This window comes from Pseudomonas sp. 8 R 14 (genome assembly GCF_900005955.1).
GTDB lineage: Bacteria > Pseudomonadota > Gammaproteobacteria > Pseudomonadales > Pseudomonadaceae > Aquipseudomonas > Aquipseudomonas marginalis.
Map to the genome: position 1 here is coordinate 160,141 of NZ_CVTH01000058.1, position 16,307 is coordinate 176,447.

A 16,307-nucleotide genomic window follows, 5' to 3' on the forward strand; every position below is an offset into this window, starting at 1 on the left:
TACTACTTGTCGACTGCCCGGTCTCAGCGGCCGTGGCTGTCGGTGTAGGCCAGCAGGGCCAGGAAGCGGGCGCGCTTGATAGCGGTAGCCAGCTGACGCTGATAACGTGCTTTGGTACCGGTGATACGGCTTGGAACGATTTTGCCGGTCTCGGATACGTAGGCTTTCAGAGTGTTGAGATCTTTGTAGTCGATCTCCTTCACTTCTTCAGCGGTGAAGCGGCAAAACTTACGACGACGGAAGAAACGTGCCATTTGATAGGCTCCTTAATAAGGTCCGTGGATTACTCGTCAGCGTTATCGCTGCTGTCGCTGTCATCACTATCAGCGCTATCAGCGCCTTCGTGCTCAGGACGGTCGCGACGCTCACGGCGCTCACTGCGGTTTTCTTCAGCCTTGAGCATCTCGGATTGGCCGGTAACGGCTTCTTCGCGACGGATGACCAGGTTACGGATCACTGCATCGTTGTAGCGGAAGTTGTCTTCCAGCTCGGCCAGGGCCTTGCCGGTGCACTCAACGTTCAGCATCACGTAGTGAGCCTTGTGAACATTGTTGATTGCGTAGGCCAGTTGACGACGACCCCAATCTTCCAGACGGTGGATTTTGCCGCCGTCTTCTTCGATCAGCTTGGTGTAACGCTCAACCATGCCGCCGACTTGCTCGCTTTGATCCGGGTGGACCAAAAAGATGATTTCGTAATGACGCATGAATGCTCCTTACGGGTTGTAGCCTGCCGCTCAAAAACGGTCAGACAAGGAGTGAATGACACTTATGGATCTTGCCGCAGGGAGGCACATCGGTGCCTGCCAGGAAGGCAAGGGGCGCAATTGTAGAGAAGGGGAAGAACGGGCGCAAGGTGATTGGTGATTATTTGAACAATCTCCCAGACACCACAAAAGCACATGTGGGAGGGCAAGCCCCCTCCCACATGTTGGTTCTACGCCAGGCTTGGAATTACTTCTTCGCCTTGGCCTTGGCACCACGCTGACGCTGGGCCTCAAACAGGCACACGCCGGTCGCGACCGACACGTTCAGGCTGCTGACGCTACCGGCCATCGGCAGGTGCACCAGGTAATCGCAATGTTCACGGGTCAGGCGACGCATGCCCTTGCCTTCGGCTCCCATGATCAGGATGGTCGGGCCGGTGAGGTCCTGGTCATAAATGCTGACCTCGGCCTCTCCCGCCGTGCCCACGACCCACAGGCCGCGCTGCTGGAGTTTCTCCAGGGTGCGCGCCAGGTTGGTCACGGCCACCAGCGGAATCACTTCCGCCGCGCCACAGGCGACTTTACGCACCACCGGCGTCAAGGTAGCCGACTTGTCCTTAGGCACAATCACCGCCAGCGCACCCGCAGCATCGGCCGAGCGCAGGCACGCGCCGAGGTTGTGCGGGTCGGTCACGCCGTCCAGCACCAGCAGCAGCGGTGCACCTTCGGTACGGTCGAGCAGCTCATCGAGCATCGCTTCGCCCCAGACCTGGCTCGGACTGACGTCCGCCACCACACCCTGGTGGACGCCTTCGACCCACACGTCCATTTCACGCCGTTCGGCCTGGCCGATGGCGACTTTGTTTTGGGTGGCCAACTCGACCAACGCCTGTACGCGCGGCTCGCTGCGACCTTCGGCCAGCCAGACTTGCTTGACGCGCTTAGGGTGGTGACGCAGCAGTGCTTCTACGGCGTGGACGCCGTAGATTTTTTCCAGACTCATGACTTGGCCTTAGGTTTGCGCGACCCGCCGCTTTTCGCGGGGGCCGAACCCGCTTTTGGCGGGCCTTTACGGTGTTTACTTGGCTTGCTCGACGGCTTTTCCGCCCCCTGGGACTTTCCCCCAGACGCCGCTTTACCACCGCTTTTGGCTTCGTTGAGCAACTGCTGCTTCAACTCACGGCTCTTGCGCAGTTCGGCGTTTTTCGCCGCCGCATCGCTTGGGCGGTAGGCCTCGGGTGCTTTGTCCTTGGCTGCTGGACGGCGCCCGGCCTTGGCCGGAGCAGGCTCTGCAACTGCCGCTTTGGCGGGAGCGCCTTTGCCTTTGCTTGCAGGCGCGGTCGTCTCGCTGCCACGCTTTTTACGGCCCGGCGCTTCGGCGGGCTTGTCAGGCATGCCAAAGTCGATCTTGCGCTCGTCGAGATCGACGCGCATGACCTGCACTTCCACGGTATCGCCCAAACGGAAACTGCGACCGGTACGCTCACCCGCCAGGCGGTGGTGCACAGGGTCGAAGTGGTAGTAGTCACCCGGCAAGGCGGTGACGTGCACCAGGCCTTCGACGTAGATGTCGGTCAGCTCGACGAACAGGCCAAAGCCGGTCACGGCGGTGATCACACCTGGGAACGACTCGCCCACGCGGTCCTTCATGAACTCGCACTTGAGCCAGTTCACCACATCGCGGGTGGCTTCGTCGGCGCGGCGCTCGCTCATGGAGCACTGCTCGCCCAACTGTTCCAGGGCCGCTTCGTCGTACGGATAGATCCGCGCCTTCGGAATGGTCATGGCACCGGCGCGCTTGACGTGCGGGGTGTTCTGCCTGGAATGGATCACGCTGCGGATTGCGCGGTGCGTGAGCAAGTCCGGATAACGGCGAATCGGCGAGGTGAAGTGGGTATACGCCTCGTAATTCAGGCCGAAGTGGCCCTGGTTATCGGCGCTGTACACCGCCTGGCTCAGGGAACGCAGCATCACGGTCTGGATCACGTGGTAATCCGGACGGTCCTTGATGCTGGCCAGCAGTGCCTGGTAGTCCTTCGGCGTCGGGCCGTCCTTGCCTTTGTGCAGGGACAGGCCCAGCTCGCCGAGGAACGCGCGCAGTTTTTCCAGGCGCTCCGGTGGCGGGCCATCGTGCACACGGTAGAGCGCAGGGATTTCGTGCTTTTTCAGGAATTCAGCGGTGGCCACGTTGGCCGCCAGCATGCATTCCTCGATCAGCTTGTGCGCATCGTTACGGGTGGTCGGGGTGATCGCGGCGATCTTGCGCTCGGAACCGAAGACAATCCGGGTTTCCTGGGTTTCAAAATCGATCGCGCCACGCACATGACGGGCACCCAGCAACACTTTGTACAACGCGTACAGCTGCTTGAGGTGCGGCACCACATGCCCGTACTCACCACGCAACGCCTTGGCTTCGCTGGTTTTCGGCTGTTCCAGGATGGTGCTGACCTTGTTGTAGGTCAGGCGCGCCTGGGAGTGGATCACCGCTTCATAGAACTGGTAATCGGTCATTTCGCCGGTTTTCGAGATAGTCATCTCGCAAACCATGGCCAAACGGTCGACTTTCGGGTTCAGGGAGCACAGGCCGTTGGACAGCTGCTCAGGCAGCATCGGGATCACGCGCTCAGGGAAATACACGGAGTTGCCGCGTACCTGGGCCTCGTTATCCAGGGCCGAACCGATCTTCACATAGCTGGAAACGTCGGCAATCGCGACGAACAACTTCCAGCCGCCGGAGAACAGGCGCAGCTTGCCGGGCTTGGCTTCGCAGTAGACCGCATCGTCGAAGTCGCGGGCATCTTCACCGTCAATGGTGACGAACGGCAGATGGCGCAGGTCGATGCGTTTTTCCTTGTCCTTTTCTTCGACTTCCGGCTTGAGCTTGGCGGCTTCCTTGAGCACAGCCTCAGGCCAGACGTGAGGAATATCGTAGGTACGCAGCGCGACGTCGATTTCCATGCCCGGCGCCATGTAGTTGCCGACCACTTCTACAATATCGCCCTGGGGCTGGAAGCGCGCAGTCGGCCAGTGGGTGATTTTCACCTCGACGAACTGGCCGACCTTGGCAGCGCCATTGCGGCCCGGGGTGATCAGCACTTCCTGCTGGACCTTCGGGTTATCCGGCACAACAAAGCCGATACCGCCTTCTTCGAAGTAGCGGCCGACGATGGACTCGTGGGCACGGGACACCACTTCGACGATCACGCCTTCACGGCGACCACGACGGTCCAGTCCGGAAACCCGCGCCAGGGCACGGTCGCCATCGAACACCAGGCGCATTTGCGCCGGGCTCATGAACAGGTCATCACTGCCGTCATCCGGGATCAGGAAGCCGAAACCGTCACGGTGGCCGGCAATGCGGCCGAGGATCAGGTCGAGCTTATCCACGGGTGCATAGGTGCCACGGCGGGTGTAGATCAGTTGAGCATCGCGCTCCATGGCACGCAGGCGGCGGCGCAGGGCTTCGAGCTGGTCTTCGGTGGTCAGACCGAACTCTTCGACCAACTGCTCACGGCTAGCAGGCGAACCCCGATCGGCGAGGTGCGCCAGGATCAGTTCGCGGCTAGGAATAGGGTTTTCATATTTTTCCGCTTCACGAGCGGCCTCGGGATCGAGGGACTGCCAATCGGCCATTAGAGATTTTTCACCTTGTCTATATGCGGGTTAGTTTGGCATACGCGTATTGAAACGGGAAATTTCAGGCATCAACAAGCGTTTAAAAGCCTTTTACAGCCCTCGCCGCGCACCTTGCACGACCATTGGCGAAATTTTCCAGGTTTTTTTCATAGCAGGGGTTTACAGCTAAAAAACCGCTCCGTATAGTGCGCGCCATCGACGACGGCAACGTTGTTGATGTTGCCCAGGTGGTGAAATTGGTAGACACGCCAGCTTCAGGTGCTGGTGATCGCAAGGTCGTGGAAGTTCGAGTCTTCTCCTGGGCACCAAATTCAGATCAAACCCGCGAAAGCGGGTTTTTTCGTTTCAGGCTTCTGATTTTTAACGAGAAAATCGATTTATATTTTTCGAATCAGGGGTTTACAGATTAAAAAGCCCGCCGTATAGTTCGCCCCATCAACAGCGGCAACGTTGCTTGATAATGCCCAGGTGGTGAAATTGGTAGACACGCCAGCTTCAGGTGCTGGTGATCGCAAGGTCGTGGAAGTTCGAGTCTTCTCCTGGGCACCAAATTCAGATCAAACCCGCGAAAGCGGGTTTTTTCGTTTCCGGAGTTTGAAAACCTCAACCAGCAATTCCCCCCCTTCGGCGCACTTGAGAAGTTTTATCGTTTATCCTTGCAATGATTTGTTGCACTCAAGTGAGGAAAACCCCGGATGATGATCCGCGATACCCGTCTCAAGACATCCCTTCTGCGTGGCCTGACCATCACTCTGCTCGGCCTGACCCTACTCTCCCCCGCCGCCTATTCCGCCGACAAGGTCTCCCTGACCCTGTACAACGGCCAACACAAAGAAGTCGGCGATGAACTCGCCAAGGCCTTCGAAGCCAGGACCGGTATTCACGTCAACGTACGCAAGGGCAGCAGCAACCAACTGGCCAGCCAAGTCGTGGAGGAAGGCGACCGCTCCCCTGCCGACGTGATCTACACCGAGGAATCGCCGCCACTGAACAAACTTGGCGAGCAAGGCCTGCTGGCCAAGATCGATGCAGGCACGCTCGACGTCCTGCCCAAGGATTACGTGGGCCGTAACGGCGACTGGATGGGCGTGACCGCACGCACCCGCGTCGTAGCCTTCAACCCCAAACTGATTGCCGAGAAAGACCTGCCCAAGTCGGTATTGGATTTCGCCGGCCCCGAGTGGCAAGGCAAGGTCGGTTTCGTACCTACCAGCGGCGCCTTCCAGGAACAGGCCGTGGCGATCATCAAGCTGCACGGCCGTGAAGCCGCCGAAGAATGGCTGACCGGCCTACGTGCCTTCGGCAAGGTGTACAGCAACAACATGGTCGCCCTGAAGGCCGTGGAAAACGGCGAAGTAGCCACCGTTCTGGTGAACAACTACTACTGGTTTGCCCTGAAGAAAGAAAAAACCAACCTCGACTCCCAACTGCACTACTTCACCGATGGCGATGCCGGCGGCCTGATCACCGTGTCTTCGGCGGCCGCGCTGAAGTCCAGCAAGCATCCCAAAGAAGCCCAGCAACTGCTGGCGTTCATGGCCAGCGAAGAAGGCCAGCGCGTGATTACCACTACCTCGGCCGAGTACCCGCTGCGCAAAGGCATGGAATCCAACCGCGGCCTCAAGCCTTTCAGCGAACTGCAGCCGCCGAAAGTCACGCCTGCCGACCTCGGCAACGCAGAAGAGGCCTTGGACCTGGAACGTGAGGTTGGCTTGAACTGATGAACCCATCGCTACCCACCCCCGCCCTGCGCGGGGGGCTCAGCCCGCGCCGCAAGCGCCCTTCGATCTGGCTACTGCTCCCCGTCCTGCTACTGGTTGGCCTGAGCCTGCTGCCGCTGGTGTACGTCGGGCTAAAGGCTTGGCAGGCGGGCTGGGCGCAGGCGGTACATCTGCTCTGGCGGCCCTATGTGTTCGGGCTGCTGCGCAACACCCTGGCGCTGATGGTCGGCGTGACGCTGGCGTGCGGCGTGATCGGCCTGTCCCTGGCCTGGCTGCTGGAACGCAGCAATCTGCCGGGACGCCGCCTCTGGGGCGTAGTCCTGTGCCTGCCGTTCGCGGTGCCGGCGTTTGTCAGCAGCTTCACCTGGGTATCCCTGAGCGCCCACTTCGAAGGGCTCGGCGGCGCGATTCTGGTGATGACCCTGTCCAAATACCCGCTGGTGTTTTTGCCAGTGGCCGCAACCTTGCGCAACCTGGACCCTTCCCTTGAAGAATCGGCCCGCACCCTGGGGCAGAATCGCTGGGGCGTATTCCTGCGCATCACCCTGCCCTTGCTGTGGCCGTCGCTGCTGGCTGGGGCACTGCTGATTGCCCTGCATATGCTGGTCGAGTTCGGCGCGCTGTCGATCATCGGCCTGCAAACCTTCACCACCGCGATCTACCAGCAATTCGAACTGGAGTTCAGCAATGCCAATGCCGCGATGCTTTCGGCGGTATTGCTGGTGATGTGCCTGACCCTGCTGTGGCTGGAACTGCGCGTGCGCGGCAAGGGCCGGCACGTGCGCATCGGCCAGGGCGCGGCGCGGCATGGGGAGCAGGTGCGACTGGGCAAGTGGGCGCCACTGGGCCAGGTGTATTGCCTGACGCTGGCGATCATCGGCAGCGGCATCCCCTTGGGCATGCTCGGCTATTGGCTGGCGGTAGGTTCATCGGCGGCATTTCCAATGGCCGAGATTGGTGAGGCATTGCTGTCCTCCCTGATGCTATCGCTGGGTGGCGCGGCGCTGTGCCTGGCGCTGGCGGTACCGCTGGGGCTGCTGGTGGTGCGCTACAAGGGCCGACTGGCAATCTGGGCCGAGCGCCTGCCGTACCTGTTGCACGCCCTGCCCGGCCTGGTGATTGCGTTGACACTGGTGTATTTCGCCCTGCATTACGTGCCGGCGCTGTACCAGACCTCTGCGTTGCTGCTGATCGCCTATGGGTTGTTGTTTCTTCCATTGGCCCAGGCGCCGATCCGTACGGCCTTGAACAAGGCGGCGCCGCAGCTGGAAGAGGCTGCGCGCACGCTGGGGGCATCGTCGTTCAGTGCGTTTTGCCGAGTGACACTGCCAATTATTTTTCCGGCATTGGGTGCGGCATTTGCGCTGGTGTTCCTGGACGCCATGAAGGAATTGACGGCGACGTTGCTGCTCAGCCCCACCGGGCTGAATACCTTGGCGACTGCCGTGTGGGCGCACACCTCGAATGTGGAGTTTGCGGCGGCGGCGCCTTATGCAGCGTTGTTGATAGTGGTGTCGGGGTTGCCGGTCTATCTGCTGACAACTCGGATGTACTTGAGCCGCTGAGATCGCTATCGGGGGCAAGCCCCCGATGAGGCCAGAACGGACGACGCTAAGCCCGGAACTGCCCCAGACTCGCCTTCAACTGCGCCGCCAACCCATCCAGCACCTTGCCACTGGCGGTAGTCTCCACCACCGCCTGCGCCGCACGCTCGGCCTGGGCATGGATCACCTCGACCCGGCCTCGTACCGCATGGGCACCCTGGGCCTGGTGCTCGGCGGCGCGGGTAGCCAGGCCAATCGCTGCATGCACCTGCTCCACCGAGGCCTGCACCGTCTGCTGCAAGCGCACGCTGTCGCGCAGCACCAGCAAACCTTCGTTGGCCTGGCGCCCGGCCTTGCCGATGGTTTCCACCGCCTCCCGCGCGCCCTGCTGCAACGCGACGATATGGGCCTGGATATCGCCGGTAGAGCTTTGGGTCTTGCTGGCCAACGCACGCACTTCGTCCGCCACCACCGCAAAGCCCCGCCCGGTCTCGCCCGCACGCGCGGCTTCAATGGCCGCGTTGAGCGCCAACAGGTTGGTCTGCTCGGCGATACCATGGATGACCGTCAGCACCACTTCGATCTGCTCGCTTTGCTGGGCCAGGCGCTCGATAACCTGGGACCCGGCCTGGACCTGCCCCGCCAACGCCTCGATCAAACTGCCAACTTCGGCGGACGTGCGCGAGTTCTCGTCCGTCGCCTGACGAATATCCACCACCTGCTGCAACGCCGCCTGCATGGCGTGGCTTTCGGCCTGGGCCTCGTCGGCCATTTGCGACAGTGCGCGCAAACTCTCCGCCACCTCATCACGCTGCAAGCCAGCGGCCGCATCGGCGCCGGCATTGCGCAAGGTCATGGCGCCGATTTCCACGCCGGTACGCTGGGCCACATCGCCCGCCTCGCGCACGATGGGTTGCAACTTATCCACAAAGCGATTGACCGCCGAGGCCATGTCGCCGATTTCGTCCTTGCTGTTGATCTGCACGCGCTTGGTGAGGTCGCCCTCGCCTGCTGCCAGGTCATCCATGGCCGCGATAAGCAGTTTCAGGCGATTGACCACACGGCGGCCGAGAACCACGGCGATCAGCAGCAATACGCCGAAACCGACCACCGCCAGCCCCATGCCGATGCGCCAACGCAAGGTGCCGGCAGCCTCCTGCACGGCGTCGGTGGTGTTGACGGTCATCTGGGTCGCAGTGGCTTGTGCCGACTGCAGACGAGCGCCCATGGCCGCCGCGCTATCCGCCGCAGCACCTTTGAGGCTGTCGCCGACCAACTGATCACCGCTGGCTATCAGTGCGGCAAAACGCTTGTCCAGCGCTTGCAGATCGGCCTCGACCGACGCGGTCGACACCCCCATGAGCACCTTGCCAATCTCCACGCCGTTAGGGCTGATGGACGCCTCGACATAGAACACCGAAGGATCGTTCTTCGCGGCGTTCAGGACTTTGTCCAGGGCGCGATCGCCCTGGCCTTTTTCCAGCAACGCTTTGTTGATCGGATTTTCGCGATTCAGATAACGAGTCAGGTGCTCACCCGCCGCGTCGTCATAAACCACGAACAGCACGTTGGGATTGCGCTGGGCGCGTCGGGCAAACTCGGACAGCGTTGGCACATCGCTGTCCCACATGGCGCGGGGCGCCACCGAGGCCAGCAGTTGCGCCATATCGTTGGCGGAGTCTTGCAGGTCTTTTTCCAGGGTCGCACGCAACTGTTTCTGCTCTGCCTGCAGGCGCTCGGAAAGCCCGGCGGTCAGGCGCTGACGGGTACTGGTGGACAAGCTGTCCAGGCTCGACGTGACTTCCTTGCCGGCCTGGGCCAGTTCACCGGACAGCTTCTGGCTGTCGACGCCCAGGCGACTGCCCAAATCGGCCTCCAGCGCCGTGACCGTGCTCCGGGTGAGAGCGACCGCCACCAGCACTTGCACCAAAAGAGCGATACCTAGGGTAACGAACACCGGCCGCAACAGACGGCTTTGTAACAATGAGAGAACGGCAGACATCGGGAATCCCTCCACCACGGGTGCCACTAATTTGATAGCACCGCGAAAGAGAGAAACACAGCAAGGGTCGTGCCGCTTGGCATGCAGATACGACAAAGGGCTCCCGAAGGAGCCCTTTGCTTTTTACATCAATAGCTTATTAAGCGAACGGGTGACGCAGAACGATGGTCTCGTTGCGATCCGGGCCCGTCGAAATAATGTCAATCGGCGCACCGATCAGCTCTTCAACGCGCTTGATGTAGGCACGGGCATTGGCTGGCAACTCTTCCAGGGTCTTGGCACCCACGGTCGATTCGCTCCAGCCCGGCACTTCTTCGTACACAGGCTGCAGGCCCACGTAGCTGTCGGCGTCAACCGGGGCAACGTCCTTGCCTTCGGCATCTTTGTAGCCGACGCAGATGTTGATGGTTTCCAGACCGTCGAGTACATCCAGCTTGGTGAAGCAGATGCCCGAGATGCTGTTCACATCGATCGCGCGACGCAGGATAACGGCGTCGAACCAGCCACAGCGACGAGCACGGCCGGTGGTCGCGCCGAATTCGTGACCTTGCTTGGCCAGGTGCGCACCGACTTCGTCGAACAGTTCAGTCGGGAACGGGCCCGAACCTACACGGGTGGTGTAGGCCTTGGTGATGCCGAGGATGTAGTCCAGGAACATAGGACCAACGCCCGAACCGGTAGCGACGCCGCCAGCAGTGGTGTTGGAGCTGGTCACGTACGGGTAGGTACCGTGGTCGATGTCCAGCAACGAACCCTGGGCGCCTTCGAACATGATGTCCTTGCCGGCGCGACGCAGGTCGTGCAGCTCGGCGGTCACATCCAGCATCAGCGGCTTGAGCAGCTCAGCGTATTCCTTGCACTCGGCCAGGGTCTTGTCGAATTCGATGGCGGGCTCTTTGTAGTAACCCACCAGCATGAAGTTGTGGTAATCCACCAGTTCACGCAGCTTGTCTTCAAAGCGCGGCATGTTGAGCAGGTCGCCCACACGCAGGCCACGACGCGCGACCTTGTCTTCGTAGGCCGGGCCGATGCCGCGACCGGTGGTGCCGATCTTCAGCTCGCCACGGGCCTTTTCACGGGCCTGGTCCAGCGCAACGTGGAAGGACAGGATCAGCGGGCAGGACGGGCTGATACGCAGGCGCTCGCGCACCGGTACGCCTTTCTCTTCCAGCTTGGTGATCTCGCGCAGCAGGGCATCCGGTGCAACCACGACGCCGTTACCGATCAGGCACTGCACGCCTTCGCGCAGGACACCCGACGGGATCAGGTGCAAGACGGTTTTTTCGCCGTCGATGACCAGGGTGTGGCCAGCGTTGTGACCGCCTTGGTAGCGCACTACGGCGGCAGCATGTTCGGTCAGCAGATCAACGATCTTGCCTTTGCCCTCATCACCCCATTGGGTGCCCAGGACTACGACATTCTTACCCATAACACTTGTCCTCATTCGCGCAAACTTGGTGCCGGCGATGGCCGGCAGGAAAACTCAAGAAGCCAGTGGCGATACTTGCCAAAGCCCGTTCTGCAGAATCAATTGCCGGTCGCAGTCCGCTTCACGGGCGGCGGCCAATGGCTGCCCAGGCAATGCCTGGACAACACGCTGACCCTCACTGCGCAACTGGCAAACCTGCTGCCAGAGTGCTGCGTCCGTACTGTCGGGCATCCAGATGCCGCCAGACGGCAGCTCGACCTCAGCACGCCCCAGGGTCACCAGGGTTTTCAAATCGGTGGAAAAGCCGGTGGCCGGACGCGCACGACCGAAGTCGGCGCCGATGTCGTCGTAACGTCCACCTTGGGCGATGGCCTGACCAACACCCGGTACAAACACCGCGAACACCACACCGGTGTGGTAGTGGTAACCGCGCAACTCGCCCAGATCAAAATACAGCGGCAACTGCGGGAACCGCGCCGACAACCGCTCAGCAATCGCCAGCACGTCATCCAGTGCAGCCAATACCGGCGCCGGCGCCTTGACCAGGCGTTCACGTGCAGCCACCAGCACTTCACGGCCACCACACAGGTTGACCAGTGCACGCAGCATCTCGGCCAGATCCGCAGGCACGCCAGCGGTCAAGGCGATGACTTCATCGATCGCCTTGCGCTGCAGGGCATCGAACAGCTGTTGCTCGGCCTCACCGGACAAACCGGCCGCACGGGCCAGGCCACGGTAGATACCCACGTGACCGAGGTCCATGTGGACATCTGGTACATCAGCCAGTTGCAGCATGGCCAGCATCAGGCTGATCACTTCAACGTCGCTGCTCGGGCTGGCATCACCGTACAACTCCGCGCCCAACTGGATCGGGCTGCGGGAAGACGACAAGGCACGCGGTTGAGCATGCAGCACGCTGCCGGCGTAGCACAGGCGGCTCGGGCCTTCGCGGCGCAGGGTGTGCGCATCGATGCGCGCCACTTGCGGCGTGATGTCGGCACGGAACCCCATTTGCCGGCCCGATTGCGGGTCGATGACCTTGAAGGTGCGCAGATCCAGGTCCTGGCCCGCGCCGGTCAGCAGGGATTCCAGGTACTCGATATGGGGGGTCACGACAAACTCGTAACCCCAGCTCTGGAACAGATCCAACACCTGGCGACGCGCTACTTCAATGCGCGCAGCTTCTGGTGGCAGTACTTCTTCGATGCCATCTGGCAGCAGCCAGCGGTCTACCGTTGCCATTACGCCATTCCCCTATGATCCGGGCGGCCAGCCCTCGGCCGAGCCTTGAGTGAAGCAGAAAATACCCGCCCCCTGCATAAACCACGCGCAAGAGCGACGTGACGAACGACCTGTTAACGGCCTCGTCGGGCACTTTCCTCGAAAAACCTGTCACGCCTGCCGAATCAAACATGCAGACGCAAAAAAGCCGGGAATTTCCCGGCTGCCGCATCATACACCCGTTTTCTGAAAGGATCACCCCGCCAGGCGTTTTAGCCGCCCGACGGAGTGCGCCCTACAAAATCACGGGCTGGTTACTTGGACTTTTCCAGGTAGCGGAAGAAGTCGCTGCTTGGGTCCAGCACCATGACGTCGGTTTTGTTCGCGAAGCTTTCACGGTAGGCACGCAGGCTACGGTAGAACGCGTAGAACTCCTGGTCCTGTCCGTAAGCCTTGGCGTAGATCGCCGCGGCTTGAGCATCACCATCACCACGGGCCTCTTCAGACTCGCGATAGGCTTCTGCCAGCAGTACACGGCGCTGACGGTCGGCATCCGCACGGATACCTTCAGCCAGCTCGTTACCCTTGGCACGGTGCTCACGGGCCTCACGCTCACGCTCGGTGCTCATGCGCTCGAACACGCTGCGGTTCACTTCCTTCGGCAAATCGATGGCCTTGACCCGAACATCGACAACTTCGATGCCCAGCTCTTTTTCCGCCATCGTGTTCAACGAACGGGTGATATCCGCCATCAGCGCATCACGTTCACCGGACACCACCTCGTGCAGGGTGCGCTTACCAAACTGGTCACGCAGGCCCGACTCCAGACGGCGCGACAAACGCTCGTCGGCAATCTGCTTGAGGCCGGAGGTCGCAGTGTAGAAGCGCTCGGCGTCCTTGACGCGCCACTTGGCGTAGGCGTCAACCATCACGGCTTTCTTTTCCAGGGTCAGGAAGCGCTGTGTCGGTGCATCCAGGGTCATCAGGCGGGCGTCGAACTTGCGCACCTGGTTGACGTAGGGGACTTTCACATGCAGGCCCGGCTGGACATCCGCCTGGACCACGCGACCGAATTGCAGCAGCACCGCACGCTCGGTCTGAGCCACGATGTAGAAGCAGTTCCAGGCAGCGATGACCACGACGACGCCCACAATCAGGGCGGTCAGCGATTTATTGCTCATCAACGACTCTCCCTGGTACGTGTTTGCTGTTGCAGCAAGTCAGCGGCCGCACGGGCGCTCGCTTCATTGGCAGCGGCATTGGAACCGGTGGACGGTGCACTGGAGCTGCTGCGACCACCTTCGATCATCTTGTCCAGCGGCAGGTACAGCAGGTTGTTCTGCCCACCCTTGCTGCCGGTCACGAGGACCTTGCTGGTATTGCTGAAGACTTCCTGCATGGTGTCCAGGTACAGACGCTCACGCGTCACTTCAGGCGCCTTGCGATACTCGGCGACCAGCTTGGTAAAGCGATCCGCTTCACCCTTGGCACGGGAGACCACTTCGTCACGGTAACCATTGGCATCCTCAAGGATACGCTGGGCCTGGCCACGGGCTTCCGGCACGACGCCGTTGGCATAGGTTTCAGCCTGGTTGCGCGAACGCTGTTCGTCTTCACGGGCGCGGATCACGTCGTCGAACGCTTCCTGCACTTCACGCGGTGCCGCTGCGCTCTGTACGTTCACCTGGGTGACGGTGATACCGGTGCGATAGGTATCGAGGAACCGTTGCAGGCGCTCCTTGATTTCGCTGGCCATCAGTTCACGGCCTTCGGTCAGCACCTGGTCCATGGCGGTGGAACCCACCACGTGGCGCAGGGCGCTTTCGGTTGCGTGTTGCAGGCTGATTTCCGGCTGATCGACATTCAGCACGAAGTCCTGCAGGTTGCTGATCTTGTACTGCACGGTCAGCGGCACTTCGACGATATTCTCGTCTTCGGTCAGCATCTGGCCCTGCTTGGTGTAGGCACGCTCACGCGTGACGTTCTCCATGTACTTCTTGTCGATCGGCGGGAAATAGATATTCAGGCCAGGACCGACAGTCTCGTAGTACTTGCCGAAGCGCAGCACCACGGCTTGCTCCTGCTCGTCCACGACGTATACGGCGCTGTACAGCCATACGGCCGCCAGCACGACAAGACCCAGGCCCAGCAGGCCGTAGCCGCCGCCCTTGCTGGTGCGACCACCTTCATCACCACCCCGTTTTTTTCCACCACCGAACAACCCATTCAGGCTTTCCTGCAGCTTTCGGAAGGCCTCGTCGAGATCTGGTGGCCCCTTGCGGTCGCCATTATTGCGGCGCTTACCACCCCAAGGATCCTGATTATTCGAGTTGCCACCCGGCTCATTCCAAGCCATAGCGCTCTCCATCTGATAAAGCAAAGACGCACCCACGGCGCGCCGACCAATGCTACAGAATGCCTGCTACTGCGGCACAACCGCTTTCTGAGGCTTTTATTGCAAAGTGTGTTGTTCGATGAACTCTGTCGGTACTACGCCTTCACGGCTGACCAGCCGATTGAGCTCCGAGCGCGGCAATCGAACGGCCAGCAAGCTGACACCTTCTTCGTCGTGTTCTTCTTTCTGTACCGCGCCCAGCTCGAAAAACTGTGCACGCAGTCGAGCAAAACGCTGAGGCAAGCGCAAGGTGCCGACGAACAAATCGCTGCCGAGCAATTCGGCAATGGCTTGTTCAAGCAGCTCCAAACCACTGCCATCGCGCGCCGACAGCCAGACCCGCTGGGGCTTGCCGTTCTCGTCGCGCTGGATTTGTGGCTCAACGCCTTCAAGCAAATCGAGTTTGTTATAGACCTCGAGGATCGGCAAGTCCTGGGCACCAATCTCACCCAGCACGACCATCACCTGTTCAATCTGCAACATGCGATCCGGTTCGGCCGCATCGATCACGTGCAACAACAGGTCGGAATTGCTCGACTCTTCGAGCGTAGACCGAAATGCCTCGACCAGCTTGTGGGGCAGGTGCCGAATGAAACCCACGGTGTCGGCCAGGACAATCGGCCCCAGGTCGTCAATATCCAGACGGCGCAAGGTCGGGTCGAGGGTAGCGAACAGTTGGTCAGCCGCGTACACGTCCGATTTGGTCACGTTGTTGAACAGCGTGGACTTGCCGGCGTTGGTGTAGCCCACCAGCGATACGGTAGGAATATCGGCACGCGAACGGCCACGTCGCGATTGCTCGCGCTGGCTGCGCACCTTCTCCAGTCGGCCCTTGATCTGACGCAGGCGAACCCGCAGCAGGCGTCGGTCGGTTTCCAGCTGGGTTTCACCCGGGCCCCGCATGCCGATACCGCCACCCTGACGCTCAAGGTGAGTCCAACCGCGAACCAGCCGGGTGCTCATGTGGTCAAGCTGGGCCAGTTCTACCTGGAGCTTGCCCTCATGGGTACGGGCGCGCTGGGCGAAAATATCGAGAATCAGGCCGGTGCGGTCGATCACGCGACACTCGAATACACGTTCGAGGTTACGTTCCTGACTGGGCGTGAGGGTGTGATTGAAGATCACCAGATCGGCTTCTTCGGCATGGACCAGGTCGCGCAATTCCTCGACCTTGCCGCTGCCAATCAGGAATTTGGCGGTTGGCCGATGACGCGGCACGTTAAAAAACGCAACGGTCTCGGCGCCGGCCGAATTTGCCAACTCCTGAAACTCCTGCGGATCTTCGCGCGCCTCAGGGTCCTGTCCATCCAAGTGAACGAGGATGACTCGCTCACCACCACCGTGGCGCTCAAAGAACAAAGGAGACTCCTATCAGGCGTTACCTGGCTCAGCGTCAGCTGCATCATCACCGGCGGCGCTAGGCAGACGGATTGGACGAACTGGAACCACTGTCGAGATAGCGTGCTTGTAGACCATCTGGCTGACGGTGTTTTTCAGCAGGATCACGAACTGGTCGAACGACTCGATCGTGCCTTGCAGCTTGATACCGTTGACCAGATAGATGGAAACCCCCACTTTCTCTTTACGTAAAGTATTCAAGTAAGGGTCTTGTAGCGAATGCCCTTTTGACATGTGCCGCACTCCTTTAAGGAT

The 16,307-nt window shown here is 60.8% G+C and carries 13 protein-coding genes and 2 tRNA genes; 4 read left to right on the forward strand and 11 right to left on the reverse strand.

All coding sequences use genetic code 11. The features are described from left to right. Nucleotides 1–23: 23 nt before the first annotated feature. From rpsR to rnr, 4 genes are all read right to left on the reverse strand, one after another. A complete protein-coding gene (gene rpsR / locus BFQ01_RS13215) occupies nucleotides 24–254 on the reverse strand; it encodes a 30S ribosomal protein S18 (RefSeq protein ID WP_003171373.1) in 231 nt (76 codons plus the stop codon). 29 nt (nucleotides 255–283) lie between these two features. Next, a complete protein-coding gene (gene rpsF / locus BFQ01_RS13220) occupies nucleotides 284–706 on the reverse strand; it encodes a 30S ribosomal protein S6 (RefSeq protein ID WP_003171371.1) in 423 nt (140 codons plus the stop codon). 247 nt (nucleotides 707–953) lie between these two features. Continuing rightward, on the reverse strand, nucleotides 954–1,709 hold the full coding sequence (gene rlmB, locus BFQ01_RS13225) for a 23S rRNA (guanosine(2251)-2'-O)-methyltransferase RlmB (protein WP_010213600.1): 756 nt from the start codon (nucleotides 1,707–1,709) through the stop codon (nucleotides 954–956). Beyond that, entirely contained in the window at nucleotides 1,706–4,339 is a 2,634-nt protein-coding gene (gene rnr / locus BFQ01_RS13230; RefSeq protein WP_065925620.1) for a ribonuclease R, read from the reverse strand. The genes rlmB and rnr overlap by 4 nt, the downstream gene beginning before the upstream one ends. Nucleotides 4,340–4,563: 224 nt before the next feature. Here rnr and BFQ01_RS13235 point away from each other — a divergent pair. The 4 genes from BFQ01_RS13235 to BFQ01_RS13250 all read left to right on the forward strand — a co-directional run bounded on the left by BFQ01_RS13235 (nucleotide 4,564) and on the right by BFQ01_RS13250 (nucleotide 7,628). Beyond that, nucleotides 4,564–4,650, forward strand: a tRNA-Leu gene (locus tag BFQ01_RS13235). A 154-nt stretch (nucleotides 4,651–4,804) separates the two neighbouring features. Then, nucleotides 4,805–4,891 (forward strand) — tRNA-Leu (locus tag BFQ01_RS13240). Nucleotides 4,892–5,037: 146 nt separating this feature from the next. Beyond that, nucleotides 5,038–6,063 carry an iron ABC transporter substrate-binding protein gene (locus BFQ01_RS13245; RefSeq protein ID WP_065925621.1) on the forward strand — a complete coding sequence of 342 codons (1,026 nt, stop codon included), beginning with the start codon at nucleotides 5,038–5,040 and terminating at the stop codon, nucleotides 6,061–6,063. Further along, entirely contained in the window at nucleotides 6,063–7,628 is a 1,566-nt protein-coding gene (locus BFQ01_RS13250) for an ABC transporter permease (protein WP_065925622.1), read from the forward strand. The genes BFQ01_RS13245 and BFQ01_RS13250 overlap by 1 nt, the downstream gene beginning before the upstream one ends. Nucleotides 7,629–7,674: 46 nt before the next feature. On the opposite strand, the gene BFQ01_RS13255 is transcribed toward BFQ01_RS13250, so the two are convergent. The 7 genes from BFQ01_RS13255 to hfq all read right to left on the reverse strand — a co-directional run bounded on the left by BFQ01_RS13255 (nucleotide 7,675) and on the right by hfq (nucleotide 16,286). After that, on the reverse strand, nucleotides 7,675–9,609 hold the full coding sequence (locus BFQ01_RS13255; protein WP_065925623.1) for a methyl-accepting chemotaxis protein: 1,935 nt from the start codon (nucleotides 9,607–9,609) through the stop codon (nucleotides 7,675–7,677). A 139-nt stretch (nucleotides 9,610–9,748) separates the two neighbouring features. Then, a complete protein-coding gene (locus BFQ01_RS13260; protein WP_027604896.1) occupies nucleotides 9,749–11,038 on the reverse strand; it encodes an adenylosuccinate synthase in 1,290 nt (429 codons plus the stop codon). A gap of 54 nt (nucleotides 11,039–11,092) precedes the next feature. Continuing rightward, nucleotides 11,093–12,280, reverse strand: a complete 1,188-nt coding sequence (locus tag BFQ01_RS13265) for an ATP phosphoribosyltransferase regulatory subunit (protein ID WP_065925624.1) — start codon at nucleotides 12,278–12,280, stop codon at nucleotides 11,093–11,095. A gap of 293 nt (nucleotides 12,281–12,573) precedes the next feature. After that, a complete protein-coding gene (gene hflC, locus BFQ01_RS13270) occupies nucleotides 12,574–13,440 on the reverse strand; it encodes a protease modulator HflC (RefSeq protein WP_010213607.1) in 867 nt (288 codons plus the stop codon). After that, complete coding sequence (gene hflK / locus BFQ01_RS13275) at nucleotides 13,440–14,615, reverse strand: FtsH protease activity modulator HflK (protein WP_065925625.1); 1,176 nt, start codon at nucleotides 14,613–14,615, stop codon at nucleotides 13,440–13,442. Before hflK ends, hflC begins: the two co-directional genes overlap by 1 nt. A 96-nt stretch (nucleotides 14,616–14,711) precedes the next feature. Then, nucleotides 14,712–16,013, reverse strand: coding sequence for a ribosome rescue GTPase HflX (hflX, locus tag BFQ01_RS13280; protein ID WP_027604899.1), 1,302 nt, complete (start codon nucleotides 16,011–16,013; stop codon nucleotides 14,712–14,714). Between the two features lie 12 nt (nucleotides 16,014–16,025). Beyond that, nucleotides 16,026–16,286 carry an RNA chaperone Hfq gene (hfq, locus tag BFQ01_RS13285; RefSeq protein ID WP_003171355.1) on the reverse strand — a complete coding sequence of 87 codons (261 nt, stop codon included), beginning with the start codon at nucleotides 16,284–16,286 and terminating at the stop codon, nucleotides 16,026–16,028. Nucleotides 16,287–16,307 lie beyond the last annotated feature (21 nt).

Coding starts and splice junctions, on each gene's coding strand:
- rpsR (WP_003171373.1), bottom strand. CDS start 254: ATGGCACGTTTCTTCCGTCGTCGTAAGTTTTGCCGCTTCACCGCTGAA.
- rpsF (WP_003171371.1), bottom strand. CDS start 706: ATGCGTCATTACGAAATCATCTTTTTGGTCCACCCGGATCAAAGCGAG.
- rlmB (WP_010213600.1), bottom strand. CDS start 1,709: ATGAGTCTGGAAAAAATCTACGGCGTCCACGCCGTAGAAGCACTGCTG.
- rnr (WP_065925620.1), bottom strand. CDS start 4,339: ATGGCCGATTGGCAGTCCCTCGATCCCGAGGCCGCTCGTGAAGCGGAA.
- BFQ01_RS13245 (WP_065925621.1), top strand. CDS start 5,038: ATGATGATCCGCGATACCCGTCTCAAGACATCCCTTCTGCGTGGCCTG.
- BFQ01_RS13250 (WP_065925622.1), top strand. CDS start 6,063: ATGAACCCATCGCTACCCACCCCCGCCCTGCGCGGGGGGCTCAGCCCG.
- BFQ01_RS13255 (WP_065925623.1), bottom strand. CDS start 9,609: ATGTCTGCCGTTCTCTCATTGTTACAAAGCCGTCTGTTGCGGCCGGTG.
- BFQ01_RS13260 (WP_027604896.1), bottom strand. CDS start 11,038: ATGGGTAAGAATGTCGTAGTCCTGGGCACCCAATGGGGTGATGAGGGC.
- BFQ01_RS13265 (WP_065925624.1), bottom strand. CDS start 12,280: ATGGCAACGGTAGACCGCTGGCTGCTGCCAGATGGCATCGAAGAAGTA.
- hflC (WP_010213607.1), bottom strand. CDS start 13,440: ATGAGCAATAAATCGCTGACCGCCCTGATTGTGGGCGTCGTCGTGGTC.
- hflK (WP_065925625.1), bottom strand. CDS start 14,615: ATGGCTTGGAATGAGCCGGGTGGCAACTCGAATAATCAGGATCCTTGG.
- hfq (WP_003171355.1), bottom strand. CDS start 16,286: ATGTCAAAAGGGCATTCGCTACAAGACCCTTACTTGAATACTTTACGT.